General features: G+C 41.6%; 7 protein-coding genes and 1 pseudogene. 1 reads left to right on the forward strand and 7 read right to left on the reverse strand.

Going from position 1 to position 14,523, the window contains the following annotated elements:
- Positions 1-56: 56 nt before the first annotated feature.
- From KQP79_RS17540 to KQP79_RS17570, 7 genes and pseudogenes are all read right to left on the reverse strand, one after another.
- Positions 57-3,032: an Eco57I restriction-modification methylase domain-containing protein gene (locus KQP79_RS17540; RefSeq protein ID WP_011109348.1), complete on the reverse strand. Its 2,976-nt coding sequence runs from the start codon at positions 3,030-3,032 to the stop codon at positions 57-59.
- 12 nt (positions 3,033-3,044) lie between these two features.
- Complete coding sequence (locus KQP79_RS17545; protein ID WP_061448682.1) at positions 3,045-6,518, reverse strand: helicase-related protein; 3,474 nt, start codon at positions 6,516-6,518, stop codon at positions 3,045-3,047.
- A 32-nt stretch (positions 6,519-6,550) separates the two neighbouring features.
- Positions 6,551-7,255 (reverse strand): hypothetical protein, encoded by a 705-nt coding sequence (locus KQP79_RS17550; protein WP_005818837.1) that lies wholly within the window; start codon positions 7,253-7,255, stop codon positions 6,551-6,553.
- A 16-nt stretch (positions 7,256-7,271) separates the two neighbouring features.
- Positions 7,272-8,813, reverse strand: coding sequence for an RNA-binding domain-containing protein (locus tag KQP79_RS17555; protein WP_005818839.1), 1,542 nt, complete (start codon positions 8,811-8,813; stop codon positions 7,272-7,274).
- Between the two features lie 243 nt (positions 8,814-9,056).
- Positions 9,057-9,728 (reverse strand): annotated as a pseudogene (locus tag KQP79_RS17560) (alpha-xylosidase); the annotation flags it as partial.
- Between the two features lie 152 nt (positions 9,729-9,880).
- Positions 9,881-11,740, reverse strand: coding sequence for a right-handed parallel beta-helix repeat-containing protein (locus KQP79_RS17565; protein ID WP_008644031.1), 1,860 nt, complete (start codon positions 11,738-11,740; stop codon positions 9,881-9,883).
- 111 nt (positions 11,741-11,851) lie between these two features.
- A complete protein-coding gene (locus KQP79_RS17570; protein WP_008021882.1) occupies positions 11,852-12,331 on the reverse strand; it encodes a DUF456 domain-containing protein in 480 nt (159 codons plus the stop codon).
- Positions 12,332-12,584: 253 nt separating this feature from the next.
- Here KQP79_RS17570 and KQP79_RS17575 point away from each other — a divergent pair, with 253 nt between their 5' ends.
- Entirely contained in the window at positions 12,585-14,342 is a 1,758-nt protein-coding gene (locus KQP79_RS17575; RefSeq protein ID WP_055235473.1) for an AAA family ATPase, read from the forward strand.
- The last annotated feature ends 181 nt before the right edge of the window (positions 14,343-14,523 follow it).

Below are 14,523 nucleotides of genomic sequence, written 5' to 3' on the forward strand. Positions count from 1 at the left end.
GATAATTGGAGGATAATCCCTCCAATTATCATAATCTTTCCTTTCAGAATTAATGCTTATTCAGCATTTCGATATTGATAGTCATAATTGATTAAAAATTTTATTTCAATCTCAGATAAACCATATTTTTCTCCAATAAATTTATCAATTGCATCAATATGCATTTTAGATTGTCTTGCAAAAAAACATTTCAGTCCCGTTTTAGTTGTCTGGCTCTTTGAATATAAATCATTAAGATAAGTATCATATAAAGTATTTATTTTATCAAGTTCTTCATCTGAAAATGATTCGAATGGGATAGGAAACATTTCTAATTCGGATGATCGTAGGTTATGCCAATCTGAGTGTATCAGCCAAAACCAATAGAAAAGGTTACTTGACAAGGCTGCTCCTACAAGACTTTGATATTTTTCTCTGACTTTCAATTCCCCTTCTGCAGAAGAATGAGTAGGAATCTTAGTTATTATTTTATAGTACCTACCACCTGCCTTCCGGTAATAAATAGGTAAACCTTCTCGTTTATACACATCTTTTATTGTTGTGACACAACGCTCTAATTTGCATAATATTCCTAATTCTATTTCATTGCCTATCTTTGGAATTCTCCCATTGCGAATATGATGAAGGGCATTTACAAACTTTAGGTCATCTAAGAGTAACCACAGAGATTCATCAGAATAGCGTTTGTTGATATGCGTAGTCATAATTCTTGTGGCCTTGTTGCTGGATTTTTTAAAACTAATAATGGATACTTGTTGTTCTGCACTTTCAAATATACGGCGTGGTCTGTCTCCATATGAACTGACATAGATTTCGTCACAGTGATTTATTAGTAGTCTATGAAGTCCTGACATTGCATCGGAAGCAGTAACACTTAGTGGAACAATAAAGATTGCATTTCCTTTAGTGTGTAATATTTGGTAACCTAAATCAATGAAAAGCGAAAAAGTATCTAAAGATCCTTTTTGTATATTAGGTATAGTTTGAGCAGATGTAAATATATGTTTGAAGCATGCTTTGTCTATAGATGAAATTTTAGCACCGTACGGTGGATTGCCAATGACAATATCGAAGCCCTCTTTTGAGGGTCGTGAGAAAACATCATGGAACCAGGTATGCCAGAGGAAGAACTGACTGTTTGCAGACAAGTCCATATCTTCAAAATCAATATGAATACCTTGCTCAACGAGTTCCTGCTTTACAATATCTGCAATGTCCTTTCTCAGCTGCATTTTCTTGTCATGTTCAGGGCAAGCGTAATATTCAGTAAGTTTGTCGCGTAGATTTTTGCGATAAACATCTAACATGCTATCAAAGAAAGTTAGACTTTCACCAGCTCCTATTTTCTTTTCTGTCATCGTTGAAAGGTCAACACCCTTATATTGCTCCAGAAGGGAATTCCCCTGCATAATCTTGAAATCAAGGTTAGGCAGAGCCTCTGGTGACTTTTCGTCAACAATCAGTGAGAGCCAGAAACGAAGTCGGGCTATATCCACTGCTCCACGTTCAATGTCAACACCATAAATGTTGTTTTGGATAATGTGACGTTTAATGTTAGCTGCATTCTCTACAATGTTTGGCTCAATAGCAGAACGGCAGAAGAACAGTTCGCGCAGCAATCCCATTGGAAAAGCACCAGAGCCAATTGCAGGGTCGCATATCTTCACATCGTACAGTTTCTGATCAATGTATTCCTTTAATTCGCCCAGCTGGGATGCATCGTGAGTTGTCACAAACTGACGTATACACTCCTTGTCTTCTTCCCTCATGTCTGTTTGCAGATATGCTATCAAGCTTTCTCGGCACATGTACTGCACAATCTCTTTCGGCGTATAGAATGCACCCTTATCCTTGTTGTCCTCCAGCAGGTTTTCAAAGATGCGTCCAAGCATTTCTGGGTCAACGCCCACTTCTGCATCGTTTGGGTCATTTTCATCGATGGTAAAGTTGTACTGCGAGAGCATTGTCAGCAGGCCATTAAAATAGCTGGCAGGAAAATGACTGGGCTTCTTGTCAAGAATGTCACGTTCAAACAGACCGCCGTTCAAATATGGAATACGACAGTTGCGGAAGCCTTCTACTTTTGTGTCGTAAAGGTCGCCCTGATCTGAACGGTTACGGTCTAAACCTTCTGTAAACAAGTCTTCTAATATGTCATCAAGAAAGTTTTCCTTTTGACGTTCATTTGCATTCTTGAAAATATTCAGCATGAAATCACGATCGCCTTCGCCCCATTCCTTGCTTGCAGGAACGCCAAGCCAGCCTTTCTTTTGGAGGAAGTGCAGGAACACAATGCGTCCAAGAAGTTTCTTCACATAGTCACGAATGGGTTTTTCCTCACGGTCACGAATTTTGTCAGCAGCCATACCCGTATGGTCAAAGCCTGTATCAATGAAGTGTTGACGCATTCCGTTTGTAGGGTCAACCATGTAATTGACAAAAGCTTCGTATTGAGCCTTGTACTTCCCAAAGAACTCTTTAGAAAGAGCTTCAACGTTGAATGCATTTTCGATGTCTTTAATTTCAAGAGAATTCCTTTTGTCGTATAGAGCTATGAAGTTGTCAGTTGCCGTGCGGCATGACTGACCAGGCCCCAGCAGGAACGTATAGCGTTTGCTGTCGGTGGATTCTTCTTTGTTGCCACTCTTTCGGCAATAGGTGAAACGCCAATCCCAACGAGTATCATCCTCGTAATGGAACAGCATGAAGGCACAAGAGAATTGATCCATGACAGCACGGATGAGCCGCTGGATGTTCACACGGTTATGCTCCATCATAACCCGGTCGCTGACTGTCACATCGAAAATCTGTAAAGGTTCAACGCCAACATACATCATTCCAACTTGCTTGATGCTGCGTATTCCCGTCGCTTCTGCCAGTTGTCTTCGTTCGGGCTGACTCTCCAAAAGCTCTGTTTCAAAACCATCCTCAAAGTCATCTTCACCGAAAATGGGAAAAATAACATTGTTGAGGAACGAACTCCAGCCTTGATATCGGCTGCTTAAATATTCTTTTAATGACTCCTTATTCATGGGGGTATTTGTTTACTTGATGGTTCCTAATACAATAGATGCTTCGCCTTGTTTACTTTCCACATGGGCTACGAGTTTGCCGATTTCTCGCTCCAGAATCTCGTCTATATCTTGTTGCTCTATGGCAAAGAGACGTAACCCCCGCTCTTCTAATTCTTGACCAATAGCCAATACTTTTTTGATAATATCAAAACTTCCTCGGTCAATAAACTTACGAGCATTTTTCAGCAAAATCTTGGATTGTAGTGATAAACTAGGTGTGTTGTTAATTTTCACCAACATTTCTTTTGCAGCCGTAGCCTTGTCACCAGCCCTTGACTTGTTGATGCGGACAAAGTATTGGTTATAAGTCTTTATGGCTTCTGCCGAAAGCTGTCGCCAGTTATCTGGTAATGGAACACGTTTGGCATTTTCTTTCACACGCATATCTTCAAGCAGTTCAAGCAAAGAAATTATTTTGGCGTTATACAGACCCTCGGCTTCTGTACGTATTCTAATTGCAAGCCTTGCAGAGTGTGGTGCTTTTACTATGAAATATGCCGTTCCACTTGCAGCCTGTGCTATCTGCCAGTCTTTATCAGCTTGTTCTATTTGCAGATAACGTTCAGGGTGAGTATCCTTGTATTGTTTCAGTTCATATACATACTTCTGCAAAGGTGATTCTTCACCGTCAACAGCTTTGGCAATACCGTAATGTACCACACTTTCCTCTTCCGAGAAAATCTTACTGTCTTCACCAAACAGGACATGGAAGGATTGTAACTTGGTATGTGCCTTGCGAACCAACTGAATCTGCGCATCGCCTTCTGCACTTGGCATGAAGTTATAGACATAGACAAAAGGCTCTTTACTGCCGATACGGTTTACACGACCTATGCGCTGCATCAGGCGAGTGGAGTTCCAAGGAGTATCATAGTTCAGAATAACATTGGCACGGTGGAGGTTCACACCTTCAGCCAAGACCTCTGTTGTAATGATAACATTGTAGTCATCCTTCCAGACACCTTCGTAATTGGCATCGAAATTTTCCTCAATCGTATGTTCCATCTCATCACGATTGGCAGCAGTAATGACAAGTGCCTTATAGCCCTTTGCCTTTACCGCTCTCGCAAGCGATTGTACCGTGTTTATAGCTTCCGAGAAGATAACCAATTTTCCAGAGGTATTCTTTTGTGGATTAAACAATTCTGGCTTGATGTTCTCTTTGAAAGCATCAAATTTCGGGTCTTGTGGGTTTTTCGCCCATCGATCATAGAGATTAGAAATGAGTCGGAAGTCTTCTTTCAGTTGGATATAGTATTCCTCCTTGAAGTCTTTGCGGTTATATTCTGCATTCTGTCCCTTCTCGTTACGCCCTTGTTCCGTCAATTTTGTTATCTTGGCTCTGATGTCTTCTACACAATCATTAAACGAAACACGTTTACCACGTTTCAATGTTTTGGCTTCATAGTCAAGTTCTTTGTTCACGTCAATTTGCGGACAAACGAAAATTGTGTCGTTCTCCCACATCTTAATCATGTTCTCTGTGTAACGTCGCAGGTTCAACAGGGATTGGGTGAAAGCAGTGAACGAACTTTCAAGACGCTTCACAAGAAGAATCTGCATGATGGTTGCAAGCTGCTTGGCAACGTCGTTGACACCACGATTGCCTCGACCTGTATGTTTTCTTTCGTTGGCAGGGTCAGTAAAATATTCAATGGCACGATAGCGGAAATATTTTAGCCACTCGTCAGTCTGCAACTTTTCTGCCTCCGTTGGAGCAATGATTGTCATAGTATCAGAGAACAGTTGAGCCAACTCGTCATCCATGATGTATTCAAGATTGTTAGGTCCAACAATTTTTGGAAATATCAAGCCTTGTGATTCCATATCATCCTTGTAATATTTCTCAACGTCAGTCCTTGTTCGGCGTTCTAGAATATCACTTAACACGCAATCACGCAGTCTCTTTGACACGGCATCCAAGCGTTGGCGGCGCTCATCTGCTGGTATGTCGTTGCTTCTATCTATCAGCAATTCATATTCTCGGTTGACATCTGCAAAGAACCTTTCGATATTACCACTTTCAGCCTTCTTCAATGTACTGTCATTGTGGTTTCTCTCAAAAAGGTAAATCTGATTCTTCAAGTCGTTTGGTCGGTTGTTCTGCGGTGTGGCAGAAAGAAGACCCACGTATGGATATACCCCTGTATTAGAACAAATCTTCTGTATCAGTTCATCAAGAGACTGGTACATCAATGTGGCACTGTTGCGGAACTTATGGCTTTCGTCAATGACAATAAAGCCATAATTCTTTTCTTGGAGTGTTCCACCAAAATCGCCAGAATCGCGGCTGTCGTCATCGTCATCTTCGCAGCTCTCATCTTCGGCAACATTTCCGATGCGTCCAGTTGTAATGAAGTCAATGTATGGCGCAATCTTCTCGTCAGAATTTTTGTCGAACATGGCTATAGTCTTCTTCCAACCCGATTGAATGGCAGGAGGAGTAATGACCAATACTTTACGTTCTCGTCCATCGTCTTCTGGTACGGACAAGAAACGCTTGATGATGAGCGTACCAATAATCGTCTTGCCAAGTCCCACCACATCTGCCAACATAAAGCCACCATGTTCGTGCATAATGCCGATACACCTCTTAACAGCTTCTATTTGATATTCCAGTTTGTGGATGTTCGCTGGCAGATAAGTTTCTATCTGTTGTCCGAGTGATTTGTCTACAATGTCACCAAACTTAATTTGTAGCAATTTGATATATAGTTCGTATGGAGTGAATGATTGTTGTTCACTTTTGCGTTCTTTTTCCACGTCATCTGTTATAGGTGCAGATTTAAGGATTTGTTCTAAGAATTGTTTGTTCCAAGGTTCAGATATTTCCCATTTTTCATTAAACCATATCAAATGAGATTTATTACCAGGTATTTCATCAAGCGATAACACTTGATTTGGAGCTGTTTCAATATAGTTTAATTCAGCGTTACCTTGTAATCCTTTTTGTGTAAAATTTGTACTACCCACGATACCAATACCAATGCCGTTTGACTTTCCGTCAAAGATGTAACACTTAGAATGTAAAAATTGAGTTTCGTCATTTTCATTTTTTCGAAATACACGAATCTGAATCTTTGAATCATTGTTTTCCGTACAATAATCAAGAAGCAGACGTATAGCATCTTTATATTCCTCAGTAACATTAAGTTCGTGGATATCAGTTTTTATGAAGTCCAGCGGATAATTTGCATCTTTATATTTAGGTGACTTTAATTGATTTACGTATATATAAGGGTCTTTTCCTATAAGTAAACGAAGCGTTGTTCCTTCTTTTTCAATGAAAGACCTCAAATTTTCTTGTAGTATAGCTAAACCGGGAATATCCCAATAGCCTGTGGCAATACTAACTGTTTTAATACCATCAATGGCTAAGCATTTTCTCAATGTTGTTGTCATTGAAAGTGCTTCTATGGAATTATCTATAAGTGTATTATTCATTTTAATTCTATTCTATGGTTTGAAAATATGCGCTAATTACATTCTTTCTCTCTCCTCTCTTTTACTTTTTCCAATCCCGGCATCTTTTTAGCCAATGCACTTTCTCCTGCTGGAAAATAGAGAGGAAAAACTTTATATAAGAAACCCACAACTTCACTACGACTTTTATCCATATTGTAAAAAGCAGAGCAGACAAAGTACATTAGTTCTTGCTGACTACATGTTTCTTTAGGTTGTATGCTTATTGAGGGAGCAACTATCAAGTCATGTTCAGCAAATGATAGAGCACTGGCAAGAATAGCTTCCTGTTCTTCTTCGGTAAACATCTTTATTTTCCCAGCTAACCATTCAAGCTCTCTTTGCCGGAGTGCTTGTTGTTTTTCGTTTTGATGCTCCAATAGGATTGCTACATTTTCTTGTTGCTTTTCTGTCAAGGCGTTTTCTAATGCTTGGTTCTTTCGTTTAAGAACGTTGAATTTTAGCAAAGCAGCAATGTACATACAGAAATATCCTACTGCAATATCGAATATTAGGACAAGCAGATAATTGTTACTTGAGTTTTGTATGCCACCAGCCATATATTCACTAATAGGGATAACAGCTAATAGCATGATAATGGCTATTGCATAAAGCACTCGGTATCGCGTTTTATGGTTTACCTGTGGCAAAGAGGCAAACAAAAAGGCGATAATCAAAACGGCTATGATTGCAAAGAGTGGTATGAAAGAGGTCTCCATAGGTTTGTTGTTCTGTTTATGGTTTAACAATAATGCGCCAATAACCAGCCTTGTCTGAACCTTCGTGAACCAAAATTCCCATACCCCTAAGGCTCTTGATATTTTTCTCTATAGCGCGTTTAGTTACACCAATCTTGTTGGCCATATTATCAGCTGTGATTGAAGGATCTGAAATAACGAGGTCGATTATCTTTTGTGCAGTTTTACTGACTTTCTTCTGTGTTTCCGATGTATCTCCGAACTTATCCGCATTTACACCGAACTTTTCGACCGAACTTTCTTCATTTACACCGAACTCTTTTGTGTTTACACCGAACTTTTCGACCGAACTTTCTTCGTTTACAGGGTACTTTTCGAGGGTACTATTTACCCTGTTGGCTACTTCCTCTACAGGTATTCTTCCGCTTTCGTTCCAGTTCAAATTATAGAACGTGGTGTAGAAAGAGGTCGCTTCCGTTTGATATTGCGGTTCTTTGCCTTGCAAGAAATTAGGTAATTTCTCTGTAAGCTCTCGCATTTTGCGTAAACCGGAACCACGTTTCTCCATATAATCCAACTGTGTGAACACATCTGCAATGACAGGATTACGACGCATGGACGGCACTTTGTATATGTCACGGTCTTGAATTTGTGTACCGTCAAGCATAGCACCAGGTGATACCAGTTCTACGCGGTCATCATAAATGTCGATATGTACTTCACCGCCCATTATAGTATAATCTCTATGGATAAGGTGGTTTACCAGTCCTTCAAAGATGGCACGGTCGGAATAGTCGGGGAGGTTAAGGCGATAGTTTGGCATCTTCACCCAGCCGCTCATGGTATAGTTTTTGATGAAATCCATACCATATTTTAAGAGCAGCACAAGGTTAGCCCGATGTTCTACGGAACTGATGGCATCATCCTTATAGAGTCCAGTCCAACGGGTGCAGAAAATACGCGATTGAAATACCGTGCAATTATCCACAAACAGCAATCCTGCATTGGTCAGTTTGCCGTCAGGAGTTACTAGTCCGAATGATTCCAGATACTTGTCGTTCCATTCTTGATGGGTTTGCTCACGGAAAGTATTGGCAAGGATGATGAAAGAATGTTTGCCGGCATCCACTTGGGTAGGAAGAGAATCCCATGTCATGTGCGTGCCTTTTAATACCAACGAAAGTAATTGTTGGGAGTTGCATTCTACACTTTCATTGCCAACTCGTACATATGCGGTACGTGTCCCATCCTGATAATAGTAATAAGGTGTAAGCGTTCCTGCCTTTACTTTCACTTCAAGCAGGGTATGCCCTTCGTGTTCTATCGGAATAAGCTGAACTTCCGGCACAGGGTCAAGTCGTGCCTTCATCATTTCACTGATAAAATCAGCATCGGATTGTGGATTCTCCAAACCTACAATCACTCCATCATCGTTCACTCCATAGAACAGACTGCCACCTTCTGTATTGGCAAAAGCCGACACGGATTTGAGCCATGACTTCACTTTCTTACGTTCCAACATTTCCTTGAAATCGTAAGCTGAGCATTCCGCTATCAATGTATTGTTTTGAATTTGCATCGTTTCCTTATAATTGTTAGGGTATAGTTCCCCAATATCATGTACAAAGGTAAGGATAAAAGTGGAGATTCTGTTAAATTCGTGCCATACTTTTGATTATTATGCGTTTATATCACGATATTTATTGGAAAATTTTATATTTTTGCAGTCAAGAGCTGTGGTTGCTTATGGATGCTTATTTTCGGATTTGCGATATAATTGCAACACGTGTACGCAAGTTGCTCATACAGAGATACTGTTGATTTTGAGGAAGAAAGTATGTCCGCTTAAGTCCATTTTAAAGAAACGTTCTCCGGTTCCGGCAAAACATTCATCGGGCTTACATTCAAAAGAAAGCGTTGCACGTTCTTTCCGACCGTCGCGTTTGCAAAAAGCAACAGGTAACGCATCGTAGCGGGGAGGCGAAAAATGGTCGTAGGCTGACAAGCGGATTTCACGCTTTCCATCAGGGTATAAAGTGATATCAAGCGTTTCTTGAGGGTCGGAAAGCAATTCGCTCCATCGGTCTAATAGAGGCTCTTCCACATTGATAACGGCACGCTTCGTTCCGTCCTCCGTCGAAAGAATCCATTTTCCTTTTTGTTCTTTTATAAACAGGGGCACTTTCTGAATCCGGTCACTGAATTGTAGCATTTCCGACTCATCTGTCAGCACATAATCGCCGAAGCCAAGAAACAGGCGGGTGATACCGATGTTATACTGACGGATGATTAACATATATTCCTCCTGGGGAACATCGGTATCCGCCATCATATCGTTAGCCAGCTTTTGCTTCTGAAAGGGAACTGTTACGTAAATATCTCCTTCCTTTTCATAAACAGCCGTTGGCTTGTATGCTTTCCAAAGCGACTCATTCCTTGATAACTCGGTATCGAAATCAAGGAAATCAAATAAGTGATAGTTCGTTGGTTTCATCTATTTTATTGATTAAATATCGTTTATTGATTACTATAATTATCAGATTAGTTTGAATGATTACCATACTAGTCTAGTTCTAATGATTATTACACTAGTTTATTGATTGCTATACTAGTACATTGATGACTATGTTAATCCATTGATTTGTTTCAATCTTGCTTTATTCTTCCAGCTTTGTATTTAATACTGTCCGCCACTTGAGGCCCGTTATTCTTCCACACGTTCTTTTTCCCGGGGCGGTTCGAATCAAAACGTTCAGTGGGACACCAGTTGTTTTCCATTGTATATCCGTCCGTAGCTTCATCCAGATAGATATAAAAAGCCCGGTCATTCGTAGCGTAGGGTGCCTCGATTAAATGTTCGATCCGGTTATTACGCATGACGGAACCCGGCTGGTTGGAAAGAGTATACAGACCGCCTGCATCGTATAGCCGACGGGCAAAGTGATGTACATAGTTTGCTTCTATCCGGTTGTTACACATTCCGCTCTCCAGCGATGTCCATCCCCAGCCTACACAAATCCCTGAATAGTTCAGATGGCAGACTTCATTATGAGAAACATCCATGTTTCTGACATATCCGGCGCCGATACCTACACATCCCCAGTCCTCATTAGTCACATTACTTATGAAATTGTTTCTGATAGTAATATGGGAACATAATTCCCGTACGTCAGCAGGAATAAAAGGGATGTGCGTCTCAAATCCTCCGTCCGGAAATGCACCGACTAGTAAAGCCGTTCCTCCAATATCCGTAAATTGACAATCTTCGACGCTCGATGCTGTGACTGCCCATTCATAATCCAGTCCGGTGGATGATAAATGACGAAACGTGCAATGCTTGAAATCAATATGTTCGGCACCTCTTACACGTATCGCTGTTTCGGGACGGATGATCCAGGCTTGGTTCTCCAGTTCCGCTTTTTCCGGAAGCCCCGGTTCTTGTAGTTTATAGGCATCCAATAAAGGAAATCCCCCTTGCAAGGTGACGTGCCCCTGAAAAGAAGGACGCATCCAAGAGGTATGCGCAAAAGTAATTCCGTTAAATTGTATATGTTTTACCGGACGGGACAATGTACCGTCTATGGTCACTAAAGTTTCCAAGGCAGGGATAATCACTTCAGCTGTTTCCATATTTTCGCTCGCCTGCGGATAATAGTAAATCGTGCCGGAAGGATATTCCTGGAACCATTCACCGGGTTGGTCCAGCAATTCCAGTGCATTGGTCAGGCAAAAGGAAGAATTTCCTTTCTCTCCTCCGATGACGGGTTGCGGCCAGGGATGCGCAAACTCCAAGTAACTTTCGGGTTCATGGAAGCGAACTACAGCTTGTCCGTCTTTCACGTCTATACTTTTCACGCGCAAAATAGCAATCGCCCAGCGTTGATGGACAATCATTTCCAGTTGACCGGCATTTTGTAGTCTATTCGGATTTACACTTTGAGAAACGGGGATCGTTATTGTCTGCTCTTCCGGATTGAAGTCAATCATTCGTTCCAATTCTCCGTCAGGAAATTGCGCAGCTCTTTGAACTTTATGACCGTTCACCCACATTTGCCGAGTTTCTACTCTTCTATTTCCTATTAGGGGAGCCTCTGCCGACCATATCTTCTGCTTTAGCTTTTCAGGAATTGCCGGATGATTACATCCACGCTTCCACCCCGTAACAGCAACTCCACCACTAATTACAGGGTGAGCACCATCTACTGCACAAATCACCGTTGGAGAATCGGGTGTCCCACTATCTTCCGGACGAAGAAACAGAGAATTGCGCTGGGCATAAACACCCTCTTCCAAACGAATATAAATTCCTCCGGCTACTTCCGGCCGATTCAGTCTACGCCATTCACGAGCCTGCTTGATTGCCCGGTTTAATGTATAAAACGGAGCTTCCTTTGTCCCGGGATTCTTATCATTCCCCTGCAGGGATACATAAATTTCTCCCGCAAAAAGCGAGGGAAACCACCCCAAGAAAATGATAAAAGAAAGATAAATAAAAGTCTTTTTCATGGTACTACCTCAATGTGCTACTTCAATAAAGACGAACACACATCGATTTAGTACTCTATGTAAAGGCAATAGATAAGTTATTCTTACGAATGTTTTACAACATCAAATAGGTTACCGAATAAGACCTATGATAAATTGATAGCAAAAATAACCGCAGACAACGAACTTCAGTAAAGTTCCGAATATAAATCCGAGTAAAGAGCCCACACCTGATTTGAGTGCCTGCGAGAACTCTTTATTTCCTAATAGTTCACCAATCACCGCCCCTAGAAACGGACCGAGAATAATGCCCCAAGGCAAGAAAAGAAGACCGACAAGAGTTCCTATGATACATCCCCAATTACCCCATTTACTACCGCCACTATATTTACTTCCCAGCATCGGAGTGAAATAATCTAATACCTGCAAAACAGCTACAATCAATAACCATACGATTAATTGTGTCGTAGAATATTGTACCTTATCCGTGAAGTGCAGAATGACCAACCCCACATAAGCAATAGGCGGACCGGGAAGAAACGGCAGAATACAACCTGCTAACCCGGCTATCATACAAAGGGCACTAATTACGATCAAAATAATGTCCAACATAGTCTCTTCTTTTTTTAGTTCTGCACAAAAATACAGTATCTTTCAATATATACAAGCTAACCTCGAGAATTATTTCCGCCACTTCACTGCTGTTTCAGAATAGCTTTGTCAGGGCTGCAGTTCTTTGTGTGAATGAGTTTTTCCAATACTTTTTTGAGGATGCCTCGTACCCAACAAGAACTTTTACTATCTTTGTGTCGTTAACGCTATTAATAAGCAAGTTATAAAAAAGAAATCAGCAGGAGGACAGAAGATGGATCCAATGGAATATATAGTACCCAACAGAAAGCGTTTACCTTACGGTATGATGAACTTCGCAGTCATCCGCCGCGAAGACTATTATTATGTAGACAAAACCCGCTTCATTCCTATGATAGAGCAGGCAGACCGGTTCTTTTTCTTCATCCGTCCCCGCCGCTTCGGCAAAAGCCTCACGCTGAACGTACTGCAACACTACTACGATGTGCGTACCCGCGATAAGTTCAACGACTTATTCGGCGACCTCTACATCGGGAAGCATCCCACAGTAAACCGCAACAGCTATCTGGTGCTTTACCTTAACTTTTCAGGTATCACCGGCGAACTGAACGATTATCGAAAAGGACTGGATGCACATTGCCAAATCCGCTTCGACTTCTTCTGTGAAGTCTATTCCGACCTCCTGCCACAAGGTATCAGAGAACGATTGGACGAAAAGGACGGGGCTGTCAACCAACTGGACTATTTGGTTTCGGAGTGCGAACGTGCCGGACAGAAAATGTATCTCTTCATCGACGAATACGACCACTTCACCAACGCCATCCTTTCCGATGCGGAAAGCTTGCACCGTTACACTGACGAAACGCATGGCGAAGGTTATCTACGTGCTTTCTTCAATAAGGTGAAGGCAGGAACTTATTCCAGCATAGAGCGTTGTTTCATCACTGGCGTAAGCCCCGTAACGATGGATGACCTGACGAGTGGCTTCAACATCGGCACGAACTACTCACTTACCCCCCAATTTAACCAAATGATGGGATTCACCGAAGAAGAAGTGCGCGAAATGCTGACTTACTATTCAACCAACAGCCCTTTCCGCCATACTGTTGACGAACTGATGGAAATAATGAAACCGTGGTACGACAATTATTGCTTCGCGCAGGATTGTTACGGTGAAACTACCATGTACAACTCCAACATGGTGCTCTACTTCGTGAAGAATTACATAGATAACGGCAAAGCACCACGAGAAATGATAGAAGATAATATACGTATCGACTATGAAAAGCTGCGTATGCTCATTCGAAAGGATAAGGAGTTTGCACACGATGCTTCCGTCATTCAAACTTTAGTGAGTCAAGGTTATATCACTGGTGAACTGAAGAAAGGTTTCCCTGCCGTCAACATCACCAGTCCGGACAATTTTATAAGCCTGCTCTACTATTTCGGAATGTTGACCATTAGCGGAATGCATGAAGGAAAAACCAAGCTGACCATTCCCAACCTGGTGGTTCAGGAGCAACTATACACTTATTTACTTAATACATACAACGACGCAGACTTGAGTTTCAGCAGCTATGAGAAAAGCGAACTTTCAAGCCAGCTGGCTTATCGAGGCGACTGGCAAGCCTATTTCGGCTACATTGCCGACTGCCTGAAACGTTATGCATCCCAACGTGACAAGCAAAAGGGCGAATTCTTCGTTCACGGCTTCACCTTGGCCATGACTGCGCAAAACCGCTTCTACCGTCCTATCTCCGAGCAAGATACACAAGCGGGTTACGTCGATATTTTCCTCTGTCCCATGTTGGATATATATTCTGACATGAAGCACAGCTACATCGTTGAGTTAAAATACGCCAAATATCGCGATTCTGAAAACCGTGTGGAGGAATTGCGTCAAGAAGCCATCGCCCAAGCCAACCGCTATGCCGACACGGACACGGTGAAACAAGCTATCGGCTCCACGCAACTACACAAGATTGTAGTGGTATATAAAGGTATGGAAATGCGGGTATGCGAAGAGTTATAATGAACAATTTCTTCACCCTTCACTTTTCCTTGTATTATCCTATCTATAAGCAGTTTATAGGTGAAGGGTGTTCCCTTCACCCATCCTTTCACGGTAAGCGTCTCCGCGATTCTATATAGTGTATTAAAATAAAAAGGCTAATGATCCCTTTTTAGTCATTAGCCTTTTCCCATCTGTCAGG

This window comes from Bacteroides sp. DH3716P (assembly GCF_025914115.1).
Lineage (GTDB): Bacteria > Bacteroidota > Bacteroidia > Bacteroidales > Bacteroidaceae > Bacteroides > Bacteroides ovatus.